The organism is Cytophagia bacterium CHB2 (assembly GCA_030263535.1).
GTDB lineage: Bacteria > Zhuqueibacterota > Zhuqueibacteria > Zhuqueibacterales > Zhuqueibacteraceae > Coneutiohabitans.
The window spans coordinates 1-2,501 of record SZPB01000582.1; the positions used below are offsets into that span (position 1 = coordinate 1).

General features: G+C 55.8%; 3 protein-coding genes. All 3 read right to left on the bottom strand.

Annotated features, from left to right (window positions below):
* The coding region (locus FBQ85_29135; protein ID MDL1879197.1) for a DUF1565 domain-containing protein at positions 1-428 on the bottom strand (428 nt) is incomplete at its 3' end.
* Positions 429-443: 15 nt separating this feature from the next.
* Complete coding sequence (locus FBQ85_29140; protein MDL1879198.1) at positions 444-1,616, bottom strand: pectinesterase A; 1,173 nt, start codon at positions 1,614-1,616, stop codon at positions 444-446.
* 26 nt (positions 1,617-1,642) lie between these two features.
* Positions 1,643-2,452 (bottom strand): T9SS type A sorting domain-containing protein, encoded by an 810-nt coding sequence (locus FBQ85_29145; protein ID MDL1879199.1) that lies wholly within the window; start codon positions 2,450-2,452, stop codon positions 1,643-1,645.
* Positions 2,453-2,501: the final 49 nt, after the last annotated feature.

Genomic DNA, 2,501 nt, shown 5'->3' on the forward strand with positions numbered 1-2,501 from the left:
AAGGCGCAGTTCTCAATGATGTTGTTCGAACCGAAGTTGATCTCCATGCCGTTGTCGCCCGCGCCTTTGATTTGCAATCCGCGGATATGCCAGTAATTGGAGCGCATGCTGATGCCCTTGACACCCAGGGCCTGCGCGGAAAAATCAAGAATGGGAACTTCATCGTTGAATGCCGTCAAGGTGATCATCTGGCTTTCGGTTCCGCTTCGTGCTGCGGTGATGGTAATCGTGGCAGTGAGATCATAAACGCCGCCGCGAACATAAATCGTGTCGCCGGGCAAGACTTCGGCAACGGCTTTCGCGATGGTGCCAAACGGTTGCTCGAAGGTTCCGGGGTTGGCATCATCGCCGTCGGTGGCAACGTATTTCTGCGCAAGCAAGGGCGGCGTTAAAATAATGCACGAGAGACAGAGTAAAGCTATTTTCATCAAGAGATGGCCTTTTCAATATGCTCGATGCGGACAAGCGGGCGACCAACCATTTAACACGTTTGCGGCAGAATAGTATGCGGCTTCTTTTTCAGTGAGCGTCGGACGCTTTGCGCTTTTGATCGCGCCGGGACCGTGGCTCTCAAATTCAAAGAAACGTGAATCCGGTTTCACTTCGAACCAAATGCGCTGGCCGGTGGAATCACGTACAGAAATCGCGGCGTAGCCTTCCGGGCCGATATGATCATCCATAAAGCAGCGAACGAAAACTGCGCTGCCCTCGACACGCGGATCAGCGCCGGGATGCCACGGCCGGCCGAGCCGCACCGAACCGGCGGGCAGGTCCTTCGTCTCTCTTTGAAGCCGGCAGGCGACAAACAAGAAGCCGAACGGATACCCCATCGCGGTGCTGGGTGCGGTGATGTAACCGGTGGGATTCTTGCCGTTGCGATCGCGTGAAACAACCTCGCAGTTTTCGAAAACCGCCTGGCCTGCGCCAAAGATGAAATCCACGTGACCGAGAATGCGGCAGCCGTGAAAGTAGTGCCGGCCCGCGTCGGGGTACAGCGTGTCTTGAAAGCCCTTGATCACGCAGTTGCAGAACACCGCGCGGTCGCTTGCTGCGGTCGTCATCAACGCAACGGCCTGCGGGTTCTGTACTTTGGCCGGATCATCGTCGGCCTTGGCTGCGTTGGCATCATAATCAAAGCTGTTTTCAATGGTGAGATTCTCGGCGGTGAAATCCGGCGCGGCGATTTGCAGGGTGAAGCTGCCTTGCGTTCCAAGTTTGCCGCCTTGCGGCGCCGGCGTGTCGCCGCAATCATCGTGGGTGATGATGGTGCCGTCACGGCTCTCGCCAATGAAATGAACGAACGGCCGATCGACAATCAGCTTTTCGTTATAGCGTCCCTCTTTGATGAAAATGACAAAGGGCCGGGCATTGTCTCTCGGCACGGCGCTGAGCGCGGCGCCAATCGTGGCGAAGCGCGGCGCGCCCTCCACCAGCGCGCCGGGCTTGCCGGAATATTTGACATCAACGATAGCATTTTGCGCAACGGCGTGATTCGCAGTTGCGCAGAGAAGCAGAATTAAAAACCGCAGCATGAGACAGGCGAACTCAATTTTTAAAATTCTCTGGCAGGATAACGTATCGGCAGAATGATTTATAGTGATTTGTCGACAAATCATAATGCCCAATACCTCTTGCCTCCGTGTTACTTCAGCAGCACGAGTTTCTGCGCGGCGGTAAAATCACCGGCGGAAATGCGCAGGTAATACACGCCGCTGGTCACTCCCTTCGCATGCCACACGAAATCAAAAGCGCCGGCCTCGTGCGGCTTGCCGTTCATCAACTCCGCGACTTCGTGACCCATGACGTCATAGATCTTCATGGTGACGCGGGCCCGTGCGGGCAAGTGATAACGAATCGTGGTGGAGGGATTGAACGGATTGGGATAATTTTGGAACAGGGCAAATTCCTTCGGAAGTTCCGACTCGCGTTCCTCGACCGAAACCGGCACCTTGAGTCTTCCGCCTTCATACGAAATCGAGCCGTTGGGGCCGAGCTTGAATGGAATGGTATTGTCGAACTCGCCTGCCATGAGCCGCAACACGCCGTTGATCACCGTTGCCTGTGACAGCACCACACCGGCTTCGTTGTTGATGGCCAGGCCATTCACCGTGTCCGGCATGAGCGTGCTGGTGACTTGCGCAACGGTTCCGTTCAAGATATAACTCGCTGCCTCGTTGAACGTGAGCGCCCCGGTGGACTGCACGGCGCCGGCAATACCACCGGCGTGTGCCGTTGCCAGAGTGGCGTTTTGGCTCAGGATAAAAGTGCCGTTGCCGCCGACGGCAGTCGTGTCCATGTTCAATGTTGTTGCGCTATCGACCTGAATCGGCAAGCCGCCGCCGCCATATGTCACATTCGAGAGCGTCAGGTTCTGAGTACCGCCATCTTTGGTGAAAACAAACTTGGCATTGCCCGGTGTGGGATTGGAATTCTGCGTCGTCGCATTTGACATTAAAAAATTGCCTTCATGCAGATTCCAAATCGTCGTGCCTGTGCCACTG

Bases quoted from the DNA above. Each gene is read 5' to 3' on its own strand.
- FBQ85_29140 (MDL1879198.1), bottom strand. From the start codon at position 1,616: ATGATTTGTCGACAAATCACTATAAATCATTCTGCCGATACGTTATCC.
- FBQ85_29145 (MDL1879199.1), bottom strand. From the start codon at position 2,452: ATGTCAAATGCGACGACGCAGAATTCCAATCCCACACCGGGCAATGCC.